The sequence below is a fragment of the Streptomyces sp. NPDC088147 genome (assembly GCF_044741565.1).
Classification (GTDB): domain Bacteria; phylum Actinomycetota; class Actinomycetes; order Streptomycetales; family Streptomycetaceae; genus Streptomyces.
Genome location: NZ_JBIUSY010000006.1, coordinates 495,624 through 509,295 on the forward strand (window position 1 = coordinate 495,624; position 13,672 = coordinate 509,295).

Sequence of the window (13,672 nt, forward strand, 5' to 3'; positions counted from 1 at the left end):
CGAGGAGCCGAGTCCGTCGACGGAGCCGCGCGCGCTCCCGCTCGTGGTCACGACGCGTCCCCGATCACCCGAACGCGGTGGTCGAAGGAGAAGACCAGCGCGGGGGGTTCGAGATCGATCCGCTCGGTGGGGTCGCCGCGCCTGCCGCTGAGCGGGTCCGCGGGGTGCAGCAGCACCTCGTCCACCAGCTCCACGCCGGGCACCCGTTGCAGCACCGCGAACACCTCGCCCACCTGCACCGGGCGGCCGAAGGGCCAGCCCGTGCCGTGCGCTCCCCCTGTCAACGGGTCGAGATGGCGGTACAGGGCGTCGTGCGCCTGCCGCCTGACCCGGTCGGTGTCGGTGCCGCGGAACGCGTGCACGGTCGCGACGACCGTGACCCCCTGGTAGAACGGCGGTCCGACCGCAAGCCGGGTGCCGATCAGCCGCCGCTCGTCCAGGTACCGGGTGATGCGCCCCAACAGGGCGTCGCCCGGCACGAGTTGTTCGAAGCGCAGCCGGCCGCCCGGATCGGAGACGGCCTGCGGGACGACCAGTACCCGTACGGCGTGGGCGCCGTGCTCGTCCGGCTCGGCCGCGAGGCAGGTGATGCGCGCGGTCTCGGGGGCCGCGCGCCGAGCGAGTTCCTCGTAGTCCCGCAGGGTCACGGCGCGGTCCTGCGCGCTCAGCGCGATGGGCGCCCTGAGCTTCGCCTCCTCGACGGTCTCGCCGTCGACCCCGCCGCGCGCGGCTTCCCGGTTGACGACGTCGGAGACATACGGGATCGAGTCGCGCAACACCTGGATGGCGCCCCTGGCGACATTGCCGGCCTTTCCGCCGCCCGTGCGGTAGCGGCGGGCCCGGACGGGCGCGCCCTTGGGCGGTACGGCCCCGTACTGGCGCAATGTGCCGTCGGGTTCGCGTACGGACGGGCCGAAGGCGATCTCGCCGGTGGTCGCGTCCAGGGTGATGTGCCGGTCGGTGGGACCCGATGCGGCGAAGTGATCGACGGTCTCCCAGTCGACCCAGCCGTCGCGCTCGGCGATCTGCAGGAGCAGCGGCTGCGCGTCACCGACGACGGGGCTGTGGGCCAGCCGCAGCCGATGTCCCGGCAGCCCGGTGGACTCCCCCAGCGATTCGTCCCGCACCGTCTCGGCGTGCACGACGCCGGTGGTGCCGCCGATGCTGAAGACCTCGGCGGAGCGGATGGTGGGCGAGGTGGTGTAGAACGGCTGGCCCTGGTCCGGCTCGGTGACCCGGCAGCGCAGCCAGCCCGCCTCGCGCCGTCCGGTGCGGGAGAGCGCGTGGCCGCCGGGGACGTGCAGGACGACCTCGCCGGGGCGGTTGAGTCCGCCGGTGGTGTCCCGGTCGACGTCGCAGGCGGCCCAGCCGTCGGCGGTCCACGCCTCCCAGGCGAGCGGCGGCTGCCTCGGGTCGACGCCGACACCGTCCACCTGGCTGTCGAGTTCCAGGACGACGGCGCACTCCGGTACGGCGGCGCTGAGCCCGAACAGCATGAGGTCACCGGGGCGCGGGGCCTCCGTGAAGCAGTGCACGTCCGTGGACTCGGCGAGGTCCGAGGTGCGGTCGGTCGCTTCCTGTCCGGAGGGCTGGACCACGAGATACGACAACTCACAGGGCACCACGGTGAGTTCACGCTCGGTGGCGAAGACCACCGCGTCCTCGGTCTGGGTACGGATCGTGGCGACCTCGGTGCCCGTCGCCAGTACGACGGGCCGCTGTTGCGGCGCCGACAGCCAGAAGGTGACGTCGGCGCGCGCGGCGGAGGGCGGGAAGAGGGTGATCCCGATGAGGTCCAGGAACGCCAGGTGGTTCTTCTCGGGCACCCGGTTGAGCCGGTACACGATCTGGTCGGCCATGTGGGCGACCGTCTCGACGAGGGTCACGCCCGGATCGGAGACGTTGTGGTCGGTCCACTCGGGGGCGCGCTGCTGTATGTAGCGCTTGGCGTCGTCGACGAACTGCTGGAAGCGCCGGTCGTCGAGGTGGGGAGAGGGCAGGGCCATCAGTGGTCGCTTCCAAGGTGCTCGTCGGAGGTGCCGGACCCCTCGGGCCCGTCGTGGGAGGGGATCACGTAGAACGGGAAAACCAGACTGCGCGGGTTGTTGGTGCCCGTGATCGAGTAGCGGACGTCGATGAAGAGCACGCCCTGTTCCGGTCCCGCGGTCACCGCGACCTCGTCCACCTCGATGCGCGGCTCCCAGCGGTCGAGGCAGCTGTGCACCTCATGCTGGATGCGGCCCGCGGTGGCCTCGTTGACGGGGGCGAAGACCATGTCGTGGATGGCGCAGCCGAATTCGGGGCGCATCGGCCGCTCACCGGGCGCGGTGGACAGGACGAGCCGGATGGCCTCCTCGACCTCGCGTTCCCCGCTGACCAGGGCGATACCGCCGGTGGGGCCGATACGCATGGGGAACGCCCAGCCGGAGCCGACGAACTGTTCCGCCATCAGACTCCTCCTACGGTCAGCACCGGCTTGAAGTTGGAGGTCAGGATGCCGCTGGATTTGATCGTGACCGCTTGCAGACCGATATTGATGCCCGCGGAGATCTGGAGAGAGGCCCCGGCGTTGATGTTCATCGGTCCGCCGCTGCGGATCGTCAGGGAGCCCACCGCGTTCAGCGAGAGGTTGCCGCCCGCGTTGATGGCCACGGCGCCGGTGCCTCTGATGGAGACCTTTCCCTTGCTGTCCACGACGATCTCGGTCTTGGTCCGGTCCAGGTTGATGGTGAGCCTGTTGTCCCCGGTGGAGAGGCGCACCCCGCGCTTGAGGCCGACGCTCTGGTCGAGCAGGTCGACACGGTTGTTGCCGCGGTCGGACAGGGTGCGCCGGGTGACCTTGCCGCGCGTCGCGTCGTACACCGGCACGTCGACCGGGTCCGGCTTGTCGACGCCGTTGTAGAGGCCGCCGATGACGTACGGGTGGTCCAAGGCGCCGCGGTCGAAGGCCACCAGCACCTCGTCGTCCACGTCCGGGGAGATCATGCTGCCGCCCCCGACCCCGCCGAGCTGGACGGTACGGGTCCAGTCGCTGACGTACATGTCGTCCAGCCACGGGAACTTCAGCTTGACCCTGCCCTGACGCAACGGGTCCTTGATATCGGTGACCAGGGCGTTGGCGACGCTCGGCAGCCCGGCCGGACTCCCCGCGCCGCCTCCGGAGGCGAGCCCGTACAGCGAACGCCACTGCCGCCCGCTGACGTTCAGGAACGTCTGGTAGTGCTCCTGGTCGCCGAAGGTATGGCGGGCGGCCGTGACCGTGTACTTGCCCTGGAACGGTTTGCCCACGTCCTTGAGGGTGACGGCCACGCCAGGACGCAGTTCGGTGTTGCCGCGCGCCGTGATCTCCACCTCGGCGAAGGAGGAGGTCACATCGTCCGCCAGGGCGTCGGCCGCGTGCTTGACCTCGTCCAGCTTGTCGTAGGGCGTGTCGGTGTGGACGAGTTCGGCCTTGCCGAACGACTTGGACACCTCGGCCGGCGTCGTACCGATGGCGAAGCCCGAGTTGTCCAGGGCGGCTGACGTGAAGACGAGGGGCTGCTTGGTGGTGACGTTCCAGCCACGCGCCTCGACAGCGGTCACCTGGTCGGCCGAGGTGACCGCCGCGCGACAGCGCAGGATGTCCTCGCCGCCCTTCAGAAGAAGGGCGCTCTTGTCGCTCGGCATGCTCTCGGGGGGAGCCGTGGCCGCGTGTTGCCGCTTGACGAACTGGAACTTGCCCGACGAGTTGATGGACATCACCATCTCGTTCTCGTCCGCGAGCCGCTGGACGAAGTCCCAGTCGGTGACGTTGGCCTGGCTGATGAACTCGTACTGGCCCTTGGTCCGTTGGGTCTTGCCCATCGGAATGCCGTTCTTGCGGGCCAGTTCGACGGCGATCTCGGTGGCGGTCTTGTTCTTGTAGGCCGCGACCCTGAGCCGCCGGAGCATGCGGTGGCCCTTGTCGTAGCCGCGGATGATGGTGAACGTACCGGTGCGGTCGTAGTCGGTCTCCAGCGCGGTGACCTCGCCGGTGAGCAGCGGGGTGCCCTTGCCGTCCGAGAGGGGCGAGATGACCACGGGCACGCCGATCTCGACGTTCAGCTTGGAGAGGACGTCCTTCTTGTCGTCACGGAAGCGGAGCTGGAACGCGCCGGGGACCCCCGCGCCGAAGTCGACCCAGCCCTCCACCAGTTTCTTCTCATCCGGGGACGTGAGCTTCCTGCCGGCGATCTTCACCGTCAGGATGTTGGAGAAACCGATGTCGGACATCAGGCGCCGGCCTCTTCAGCGGCGGGAAGCATCAGCTCGACACCGGGTGTCAGCACCTTCGGGTCGTCGATGCCGTTGGCCTCGGCGATCGTGCGCCACTCGGTGGCGTCCCCGTACTCGCGCCAGGCGAGGAGCTGGAGCGAGTCGCCCGCCACGACCCGGTGCACCCGGCGGCTGGTGAGCGCGCCGGAGGTGGGGTTCTGACCGGGAGTGCTGCTCGGGATCTCGTGCAGATTCACCTGGCAGGCGGCGCGGATCGGCATCCCGTTGGTGTTGAAGAGGGTGTACTGGGCTTCCACCGAGCTGACGTAGGCGTTGAAGCGGGCGGTGGAGAAGGCGCCCCACTCGAAGATCACCCACGGCGTCGACGGCTGTTTGGCCGCGATGCTGGCGCTGGTCGTCTCGCAGCAGGAGAACAGCGCTTCGACCTTCTTGCGCACATCGTTGCTGTCCGGGTTGTCGGAACGGTCGAGGAAGATCTCCACCGTCATCTCCCGAGGCTCGGGACCCATGAACTCCGGTACCGCGCCGTCCCGCACCGCGGCGGTGGGCGTGGTCTTCCACTGGGCCCTGCGGGTCAGCGACAACTGGGACGGGTTGAAGTCGAAATTGAACGTCTTCATCAGTGCGCCCGGACGGGTGCTGCTGCCAATCGGCGGCTGATGGATGGCGAGCGTCGCCCGTACCAGGCTGTCGCCGATGCCGAAGCTGGAGAGGTTCATCGGCTACGCCTCCCCCGCGTCCGTGAACCCGTGATGCGCGATCTCCAGGACCTCGGTGGCCACGGCGGGGCTCGCCGGATCGAAGGAGGGACCACGCCAGCTCACCGGGAGCACGTCGATCAGCCCCCACTGGGCGACCATCGAACCGTCGGCGCGCAGCGCCGCGATCTGCCCGGTGGGCCGGGTCACGCCCGTGGTGACGGAGGAGATCCACTCCGCGACCTTCGCGGTTTCCCCGGTGAGGGGGCGGGTCAGCGTGATGTTGGAGAAGGTGACACGGGACGGCAGCTGCCAGACGAATCCGTTGTTGCCGCCCTCCTCCCGCTGCTCGATCTCGACCTGGGAGGAGAGCCCTTCGCAACCGTTGAAGTTGCCCAGGCTCTCACCGTCGATCGTGAGGTTGAAGAAGATGGTGGAGCCTGCGTCGAGTTCCGTGGGCATCGGGTGGGGCCTTCCTGCGGTTCCACATGCGTGGGGTCGGGGTCCGGCGGGGTCGGTCGTGGGGAGGTCGTGGGCTTACGGGTGCACGGTTCACGGGCCGGATCGTGTGCCCCGGCCCGGCTCCCGCGGGGCCGGTCAACGGCGTGGGTCGCGCAGCTTGCCGATCCGCTCGCGGTCGAGCCGTAGTTCGGTGCGCAACAACCGGGTCATCGGCCCGATCAGCCGGTGGACCAGTTCGGCCAGCTGGTCCTCCGCCAAGTCACGCGGTGTGAACTGACTGGTCACGGAGGGCACGGGGCGCGCCGGAGAACTCCCGCCGCCACCCCCGCGCCGTTGCACCGCGACGGACGGGGCGCGGCTCGGCGTGGATACCCGCACGGGGGCGGGCGCGGGTGCCCGGGGTGGCGGCGGAGGCGGCGGTGGGGGCGGGGAGGGCCGCGCGTCCAGGTGCGCGGACGACCGCTGGACAGGGAGCGCGGCGGCCGGAGCGGGCCGGGCGGGCACGAGGGACACGACGGGGCTCCGGTCAGGTCCGGCCACGGAGGTGGCGGGAGCGTCCGGCACCGAGGTACGGGCGATCCCGCCCGGAATGGGCGGCGCCGACGCGGACAGGGATGCGGAGCGCCGGACGACGGGGAATGCCTCGGCCACACCACTGAACTGGTCTCCCGCGCTGCCGAGTCGCACAGGCGCGGACGTTGTGGCGGGAGCCGACACGGGATGAGCGGAGTGGGCGGCTGTCCGCGAAAGCCGACGGAGGGCGGCGGGCGGCGGCGTCGCCGACGATGCGGAACGCTGTACGGCGAGCCGGGGAGCGCCGGCGGTGCCGGGGCCCGTGACCGCGGGTGCACCGGCGTTGCCCGTGGCCGCACGTGCCTCGGCGACGGCCCTGACGCGGTGCGGACGCACGGCGTTCGGGGCGGTCCTCGGGTCGCTCGTCGGCGACGGCGTGAACCCGGCGGCCGTGACCGGCCGCGACGAACCCACCAGCGGGGCGACCCGCGTCGGCATCGACCTCGACACCGAAGGCGCGCCGGCCGATGCCAGGGGTACGGCTGAGGTCGCGGACGCAGCGGGCGACCGCACCACGGACGGCAGGGCAGCCGTCGGAGCGACAGGGGTGCGGGAGGCCGGCACCGATGTGGTGCCCGAGGCAGAGGCGGAGGGAGAAGCAGAGGCGGGGACAGGGGCCTGGGCCGAGGGCCGGGGCTGTGCCGAGGCCGGGGCGAGGGACGACCGCTGCACGGGCGACGCGCCGTCCGGACGGCCGGATCCCGCCCCGTCGTTCACGGCGGGCAGCACCGGCTTCCCCACCGCGGAAGCGGGCTTGGAACCGGGCGCGGGACCGGCGCCGACCACGGGCACCGATCGTGTGGAACCCGTCGGCGAGGTGGGCGGTGCCGCCCGCTGGACGAGCGGCTGGGCGGCCAACCGAGCGGCTCCGTGGCCGCCCGTGACCACGGGCCGTGTCGAACTCGCCGACGGAGTGGTCCTGTTGGCGCCGCCGCCACCGGAACCCACCGGCGGCCGAACGGGAACACCGGACACGTGCGTGCCACCGGTAGCCGCCGGAGCGAGGGCGGCGGGACCGGAGTCGCGGACCACCGCCGGACGCGTGGGGAGCGAGAGATCACCGGCACGGGCACCGGCTGCCGGTGCGGCGAGCCGCCGCACCGGGAGCGGACCGCCGGGCTTCCCGGTGGGATCGGCCACCACCGCGGAGTCCGCACGCGTCGGTACGACGGGCTGTCCAGCGGCGGTGCCGGACCCCGGCACCGCGCCGCTCGCAGCCGTACCGGAGCCGGAAGAGCGGGAAGGCTCGGGCGACGTGGTGGAGTGGGAGGAGTCCGAGGCACCAACCCCGGAGACCGAAGCAGCGCCGGAGACCGAACCGGCCCCCGCACCCGTCCGCCGACTCCCACCCGACGACGCACCGTCAGACGCGTCGCGCCGCTGTACGGGCGGCGCCGGTGCGGGAGGAGTGGCGGGCACGACGGGTGTGGCAGGCGTCGCGGGCCGCGAGGACGGCCGTACGGACGGTGGCACCGGAGCGCCCACAGGCCCACCGAGCGCCGGTGAACGCTGTACGGGGGGTGTGCCGCCGGAAGCCGGGGCACCGGTCGGCCGACGCGCCGCCGGGGAAGCCGACGGGTCCGCCGCCCGACCGCCGACAGGCCCACGAAGCGGAGCGCCCAGCTTCGGCCGGACGGCCGGACGAGGTGCGGGCGCACCGGCGCCCGACGTACCTGTTCCCGACGCGACGGCCGGGCGCGCGACAGCTCCTGGCCCGGCCGCCGGTGTCCTCTGTACCGGCGGCGTTCCGCCGTTGCCGCCACTGCCGGACGCACGCGCCGGTCCCGACGCCGCTTCGCCCCCGGAACGGCCCGGAGGCGGGACGGCGAGCGTTGCGGGCCCTTGCGGGGCCGGTCGCACGACGGGACCGGCGATGCCACGACGCCCCCGCACCGGTGAAGTCCGCGAGGTGTCCGGCGCCGGTGACGCGGGCGGAACCGCCGGTCCCGGCAACGGAGGCCCGAGCAGCGGGCGCCGGGGTGGCGTGGCGCTCGCCGGTTCGGCCGCCCGGCCGGGAGCGTTCGCCTGACGTCGTTGTACGGGAAGTGCGGAGATGTGGGCGGGGGGTGTCCGGTCCGCCGGCGGCGCCGCCTTGGGCGCCCGCGTCGGGCCGGGAGGCCGGGGGCCGGACCCCGGCGGTTCGATCCGCGCGGACCCGCCGCGCGGGCCGTCCTCGTCACCCTCGGAGCGCTGGACGCGAACGGCGGCAGCCGGAGTCACGGCAGGAGCCGGGGCCGGAACGGGAGCCGGAGAGGACACAGCGGAAGACGAAGACGCAGGCGTCGACACCCGCGCGAGCGTCGTCGCCGATGTCCGCGCGGCTGCGCCCGAAGCCGCCGTGGCGGGCGTCGTCGCCCTGCTCGGCGCCACCGCGGGCAGCACCCTGCGCCGCACCGTGCTCAGGGCGGAGGCCCGTGTCAGCGCCCCCGGCGCGTACGGCCCCGGCCGGGGCCGTACGGGGGCGACCCGCGGACCCACGGCACGCTGGACCGAAGGCCCCTGGCCCCGGCCGCGCGCGTCGCCGCCCCCTCCGCCACCGCCACCGCCACTGTCGTCGACGACAGTGACCGGCAGGGAGAGCCTGGCGGCGCCCAGGGCGCCCGCCGCGGGGGCTACGGCGGGAGACAGCGGGTCCGTGAAGAGACCCGGGGCACGGCCCAGGACGGCATGCGAGAGCGTCCCGGAGAACGAGTGGTTCTGCCAGGCGGTCAGCGAACCGCCGAAGTCCGGGGACGCGATGGTCTGCCGCGCGGGCGCCAGCGTCACACGCTGGATCGGCGGCAGAGAGGCCCAGCCGCGTCCCCCACCGGGAACAGCGGCACCCACGCCCTGGCCCGCACCGGCGGATGCCTCAGGGGCGGGGCCCGGTACCGTACCGTCCCCGCCTCCGGCCACACTCCGCTCCCGGTCCCGGTCCCGGTCCCGGCCGTGGCTCCGGCCCCTGAGCCGGTCGAATATGCCCATCAGCGCTCCGTTGCCGCACGCGTCACCAACGTGGCGATCTGCTCGGCATATCGCCGCCGCTCACGGTGTTCGAGGTCCAGAATGTCGTCCAGATTCCAGTGGAAGTGGTAGGCGATGTACGCGATCTCCTCATGGATCCGGTCGGTCGCGTACGTCACGATTCCCCCAGGCGGCTCCCGCCGAGTTCGACCTCGAACGGCTGCTCGCAGTGCGGGCAGGACACTCCGGCCCTGGTGTGGCCCTCGGCGTTGACCTGACGGTAGAAGTCCTGCAAGAAGGCGAGGTCGGAGGCGAACATGTTCTCCACCACACCGTCATGCATGTGTGCCACGGTGCCCAACTGGGTGATGACCCGGCCGAGCAGCACCACCGAGAGGTACGCGGGGTTCTCCTGCACCCGCATGTCCCGCAGCGGGATCAGCTCGTCCCGTGCGGTCGCCAGCCGCATCACGCCCTCGCGATGCACGGTTCCCATGTCGTCCACGTACCCGCGCGGCAGCTCGAACGCGAACTCGGTCCGCAACTGCTGCCGTACGGGATGTGCTTCCGCCGGTGCGACGGCCGGGGCCGCCACGTCCGCGAGAGCGGAGGTGGCGGCAGCGGCGTCGGTGGCGGGCCTGGCGGGTCCGCGGCGCATTACTCGGTGACCAGCTCTTCGTAGACGATCGTGACGGTCTCGGTCATCACGGACGCCTCGCCCGCCGTCGCCGCCGCGCCCATCACCTTGGTGCACCAGGCGTTGCGCAGGTGCTGACGCCTGACCGGGTTGTACTGGTAGTCCATGTAGATGATGCTCGCGTTCTTACGGGCCGAGCCCATGTCGCCGCGCAGCGAGGCGTTGATCCACTCGGTGAAGGCGGCGGACTGCTCCATACCGCGCGTCACGGTGGTCTCACCGGCCTTCTGCACGCCGGGCATCTTCTTGGTGATCGGATGGCCGTTCGCCGAGACCTGCTGGTACTCGATGACGTCCTGCTCCATGCCCACCTCGCCCACGGCGTGGAGGTACTCGACCATGACTCCGTCGATCTGGAGGCCGAAGTTATGGGTAGTGAGGGCGTCACCCTGGGAGAGAGTCATGAAAGCCGTTCCTTCTGTTGATGCGGGGACCTGTGGCTGTACGCGCGGTCAAGCGGGGGCCGGAGGTGTGGGACGGTCTACTCCTCCAACTCGCCGCTACCGCCGGAGAACTGCGCCAGCCGGAAGATCACGAACTCGGCGGGCTTGACCGGCGAGACACCGATCTGGCAGACGACCCGTCCCAGGTCCACCGACTCGATCGGGTTGGTCTCGGCGTCACACTTCACGTAGTAGGCGTCCTCCGGCGTGGCGCCGAACAGCGCGCCACTGCGCCACTCCGTCACCAGGAACGCGGAGATGTTCCGGCGGATCCGGGCCCAGAGCGCCTGGTCGTTGGGCTCGAACACCACCCACTGCGTGCCGTTGAGGATCGACTCCTCCAGGTAGTTGAAGTACCTGCGGACGTTGAGGTAGCGCCAGGCCGGGTCGGAGGAGAGGGTGCGCGCGCCCCAGACGCGGATGCCGCGGCCGGGGAAGGTGCGGATGCAGTTGACGCCGATCGGGTTGAGCAGGTCCTGCTCGCCGCGGGTGATCTGTATCTCCAGGTCGACAGCGCCGCGTACGACCTCGTTGGCGGGAGCCTTGTGCACGCCGCGCTCGGAGTCGTTGCGTGCCCAGATGCCGGCGATGTGGCCGCTCGGCGGGATCAGCCGGGTCTGGCCGCCGGCCGGGTCGAAGACCTTGATCCACGGGTAGTAGAGCGCGGCGTACTTGGAGTCGTAGTTGGACGTCTCCTGGCGCCAGACCCGGATCTGACGGGCGTTGAGGCCGGGCGGCGGGTCGATGATCGCCAGTCGGTCGCCCATCAGTTCGCAGTGGGCGATCAGACCGAGCTGGACGGCCTTCACGGCCTCCAGGTCGATCGCGCCGCGCTGGTAGGCGGCCATCAGGTCGGGGACGGCGACCATCGAGATCTCGTCCACCGCTTCGAGACCGCCGAAGCCGGTACGGTCCGAGGAGTCGCCCAGGTACTCGGCGATGCCGGCCGACTCGCCCTCCCCCGCGTCCGGCACCGCGGGGGTCTGCGCGGTGGCGACGGGAACCGGGAGTGCGACCGTCTGGTTGTCGGGGCGGGCGAGCTGCGAGGCCGGGGCCGCTTCCTGCACGGAGATCAGCTTGGAGCGTTCCTTGACCTGCGTGACCACGTAGTTGCGGGCGTTCTTCTTCGCCGAGACGTCGAAGGTCTCGACGGGCTTCGTACCGTCCTTGACGACCAGCCGGAAGCGCTCGGCGGGACCCTCGCCCTCGGCGTCCGTGACCTCGACGCTGAGCGTGCCGCTCTCGCCGGGCGCGACGGCCGACACCGTGAACGTACCGAGGGCCTGAGGCTCCCCGGCCGTCAGTTCGGCGGGCGCCGCGGCACCGCCGTCGACGGCCGGCCGGCCGCGCTGTCCATTGACCGGGTCGGTGCCCTCGCCCGGCGCGCCCGTGACGCCGCCGGGTGCCCCGCCCACACGGACCACGTAGGCGGCGGAGCCACCGTTGTTGAAGAAGCCGTACACCGAGTGGGCCAGGAAGTAGCCGTCGGTGAACTCACCGAAGGCGGCGACGTACTGGGTCCAGTTGGTGACCAGCGTCGGCTCGTTCAGAGGACCGCCGGGCGCCAGCCCGACGAAGGCGGCCACCGAGGTACCGACCCCCTCGATCGGACGAGAGCCGCTGGCCACCTCTTCCACGTACACGCCCGGCGACAGGTAAGACGGCATGCTCTGCTCTCCTCGGGGTACCAATAGCGAGACCAGACTCAACCTTCGCCGCCTCCGCGCGACCGGGTAAATGTCCTTCAGTGCCTTGTCAAGGGCATGGTGCGTGCCCTCATGGACAACGGGAGGAAGGCTGCGCGGCGGGTCCCGCCACCAGGGGCTCCCCGTGAGGAGGTACCGGGGGCGCACCGTGGGGTCCGGCAACGGTGGGAGCCCGCCTCCCCGACCCGGGATCTACGCGGAGGGGTTCGAGGGCAACGAGCGCCACCTTTCGGGCAGCGAGGCTACCCGGTGGCCCCTTACGTCGCCTCTCCGGTGGGAAGTAGCGTCGATCGGGTGACCACCTGGACATCTCTGGAGCCCGCCTCGACCACGGTCGACCCGGGCAGCAGCACCACCGTACGACTGCGTCTGCGCAACACCGGCGACGTCGTTGATGAGTACCGCTTCGAGGCGGTCGGCGACGTCGCTCCGTACGTCACGGTGGACCCCCCGTCGATCAGGCTCTTTCCGGGAACCACCGGGATCGTGGAGCTGAACTTCGCCCCGCCCCGTACTCCGGACGCGACCGCGGGTCCGCATCCGTACGGTGTGCGCATCCTGCCCACGGAGCACCCCGAGGCCACCACGGTCGCCGAGGGGAACGTCACGTTCACCACGTTCACGGAAGTGCGGGCCGAGCTGGTCCCGGAGACCGTCAAGGGGCGCTTCAGGGGCCGGCCCAAGCTGGCCGTCGACAACCTCGGCAACACCCTGCTCACGGCGTCGATCGGCGGCGGCGACAAGAGCAGCGACGACCTCTCGTACGAGATCGTCCCGTCCAACGTCCAGATCGAACCCGGCCGCGCCGCCTTCGTCGACGCGACTCTCAAGCCCCGGCAGATCACCTGGGTCGGGCAGAAGCAGGAGCGGCCGTACGAACTGTCGTTGCGGCGCTCGGGGTTCACACCCGTGGCGGTGAGCGGGACGTATGTACAGCGCAGCCTGCTGCCGCTCTGGATGATGACCACGCTGAGTCTGCTGCTCGCGCTCACCATCACCGGCCTCGTGCTCTGGTTCGCCTACAAGGCGCCGGTCCGCACCATCGCGCAGGAGAAGCTCCAGAAGGCCGCGGCCACCGCGCTGCCGGAGGAACCGGAGCAGCCGAAGGACGAGCCCTCCAAGGACGCCGCGCCCGCCGATGAGCCCAAGGACGACGGTGGTGGCGGCGGGGAGAAGAAGAAGGAAGAAGAAGAGGTTGAGCGGGGTCCGCTGCCCATCACGTCGGAGGACCCGCCGAACCTCTTCGTGCAGTTCGCACAGGTGCGGCTGGTCGAGGGAGCGGGCGGCTGCAAGCTGACCGCCACGCACGCGGTGGGCAAGCTGGACCCGGCGACCGCGGAGGCGCTGAAGTGCTTCCAGCAGTCGCACAGGGCGGCGAACGGCGACGTGAGCCGGCTGACGGAGAACGACGGGCTCGGGAACCTCGGCCGTTCCACGATGACCGCGCTCCTGGCAGCGCACTTCGCCGGCGTGAAGTCAGTGGACCTGAGGGATGACGAGCTCAGCCCGGAGGTGCCGTGGGTACGGAACGTCCTGCTCTGGGGCACTCAGGCCGAGTTCGACGACGGCGACCTGGCCACGACGGCGAAGTACACCAAGATCAACATAGATTATCTCCAGAAGCACATACAGCTCAAGGAGAAGCCGACCCAGCCCCTCAAGAACAGGATCAAGGAGTACCAGGGCCTGTTCGCGGCCGAGCGGACCGGGGTGCTCGACGAGCTGACGCTCAGTAAAGCGAAGCTGGGCTGGATCAATGAGCAGGACGCTCCCGGCACGGTGACGGCCGAGGACTGGCTCCCGGCACCGGTGGAGTAGACCGGCTTCGGTCTCAAGCCGCCGCGGTCGCCCCTGCGGGCCGTGGCCGCCGGACACGTTCTGTCGGGCGGCCACGGC

Annotated in this window: 12 protein-coding genes; 2 read left to right on the plus strand and 10 right to left on the minus strand. The window is 71.2% G+C overall.

What is annotated here, in order from left to right; all coding sequences use genetic code 11:
• Positions 1 to 47 precede the first annotated feature (47 nt).
• From ACIOGX_RS22990 to ACIOGX_RS23015, 6 genes are all read right to left on the minus strand, one after another.
• Positions 48 to 2,006: a putative baseplate assembly protein gene (locus ACIOGX_RS22990; protein WP_356508088.1), complete on the minus strand. Its 1,959-nt coding sequence runs from the start codon at positions 2,004 to 2,006 to the stop codon at positions 48 to 50.
• Positions 2,006 to 2,449: a GPW/gp25 family protein gene (locus ACIOGX_RS22995; protein ID WP_356508090.1), complete on the minus strand. Its 444-nt coding sequence runs from the start codon at positions 2,447 to 2,449 to the stop codon at positions 2,006 to 2,008. Before ACIOGX_RS22995 ends, ACIOGX_RS22990 begins: the two co-directional genes overlap by 1 nt.
• On the minus strand, positions 2,449 to 4,251 hold the full coding sequence (locus ACIOGX_RS23000; protein ID WP_401915734.1) for a VgrG-related protein: 1,803 nt from the start codon (positions 4,249 to 4,251) through the stop codon (positions 2,449 to 2,451). Before ACIOGX_RS23000 ends, ACIOGX_RS22995 begins: the two co-directional genes overlap by 1 nt.
• Positions 4,251 to 4,973, minus strand: coding sequence for a LysM peptidoglycan-binding domain-containing protein (locus tag ACIOGX_RS23005; protein WP_356508094.1), 723 nt, complete (start codon positions 4,971 to 4,973; stop codon positions 4,251 to 4,253). Before ACIOGX_RS23005 ends, ACIOGX_RS23000 begins: the two co-directional genes overlap by 1 nt.
• A 3-nt stretch (positions 4,974 to 4,976) precedes the next feature.
• Complete coding sequence (locus tag ACIOGX_RS23010) at positions 4,977 to 5,414, minus strand: phage tail protein (protein WP_356508096.1); 438 nt, start codon at positions 5,412 to 5,414, stop codon at positions 4,977 to 4,979.
• A 135-nt stretch (positions 5,415 to 5,549) separates the two neighbouring features.
• A complete protein-coding gene (locus tag ACIOGX_RS23015; RefSeq protein ID WP_356508097.1) occupies positions 5,550 to 5,699 on the minus strand; it encodes a hypothetical protein in 150 nt (49 codons plus the stop codon).
• Positions 5,700 to 7,860: 2,161 nt separating this feature from the next.
• On the opposite strand from ACIOGX_RS23015, the gene ACIOGX_RS23020 reads away from it, so the two are divergent.
• Positions 7,861 to 8,016 (plus strand): hypothetical protein, encoded by a 156-nt coding sequence (locus ACIOGX_RS23020; RefSeq protein WP_401915737.1) that lies wholly within the window; start codon positions 7,861 to 7,863, stop codon positions 8,014 to 8,016.
• Positions 8,017 to 8,950: 934 nt separating this feature from the next.
• Here ACIOGX_RS23020 and ACIOGX_RS23025 read toward each other — a convergent pair.
• The 4 genes from ACIOGX_RS23025 to ACIOGX_RS23040 all read right to left on the minus strand — a co-directional run bounded on the left by ACIOGX_RS23025 (position 8,951) and on the right by ACIOGX_RS23040 (position 11,737).
• Positions 8,951 to 9,109, minus strand: coding sequence for a DUF6760 family protein (locus ACIOGX_RS23025; RefSeq protein WP_014153881.1), 159 nt, complete (start codon positions 9,107 to 9,109; stop codon positions 8,951 to 8,953).
• Positions 9,106 to 9,588, minus strand: a complete 483-nt coding sequence (locus ACIOGX_RS23030; RefSeq protein ID WP_356508099.1) for a hypothetical protein — start codon at positions 9,586 to 9,588, stop codon at positions 9,106 to 9,108. Before ACIOGX_RS23030 ends, ACIOGX_RS23025 begins: the two co-directional genes overlap by 4 nt.
• Complete coding sequence (locus tag ACIOGX_RS23035; protein WP_129771869.1) at positions 9,588 to 10,031, minus strand: phage tail protein; 444 nt, start codon at positions 10,029 to 10,031, stop codon at positions 9,588 to 9,590. The genes ACIOGX_RS23030 and ACIOGX_RS23035 overlap by 1 nt, the downstream gene beginning before the upstream one ends.
• A 77-nt stretch (positions 10,032 to 10,108) precedes the next feature.
• Positions 10,109 to 11,737, minus strand: a complete 1,629-nt coding sequence (locus tag ACIOGX_RS23040; RefSeq protein WP_401915741.1) for a phage tail sheath family protein — start codon at positions 11,735 to 11,737, stop codon at positions 10,109 to 10,111.
• 333 nt (positions 11,738 to 12,070) lie between these two features.
• Between ACIOGX_RS23040 and ACIOGX_RS23045 the strand changes: the two genes are divergently transcribed.
• A complete protein-coding gene (locus ACIOGX_RS23045) occupies positions 12,071 to 13,594 on the plus strand; it encodes a hypothetical protein (RefSeq protein ID WP_401915743.1) in 1,524 nt (507 codons plus the stop codon).
• The last annotated feature ends 78 nt before the right edge of the window (positions 13,595 to 13,672 follow it).